Genomic DNA, 231 nt, shown 5'->3' with positions numbered 1-231 from the left:
AAAGTCAGCAGCGTTCGGACCTGACGATCGAAGAAGGCCCTGCGGTCACCCGCGATGAACCGCACATACAGAACGAACGGCACCGCGCCCGCGAGCATGAAGAGCGCGCCAAACCACTGGATACCGTTCTCGCTCCAGGCGCCGAAAGATCGGTCGGACGTCGAGAACCCGCCGGTAGCGATGGACGTGAGGGCGTGGGCCAGGGCGTCGAAGGGGCCCATGCCAAGGATC

Annotated in this window: 1 protein-coding gene; it reads right to left on the bottom strand. The window is 64.5% G+C overall.

The annotated features are described in order from the left end of the window. The coding region (locus CVH10_RS24850; protein ID WP_369336038.1) for a potassium transporter TrkG at positions 1-231 on the bottom strand (231 nt) is incomplete at both ends.

Source organism: Halomonas sp. ND22Bw (assembly GCF_003011945.1).
Lineage (GTDB): Bacteria > Pseudomonadota > Gammaproteobacteria > Pseudomonadales > Halomonadaceae > Halomonas > Halomonas halophila.
This window is presented reverse-complemented; position numbering and strand designations above follow the sequence as displayed.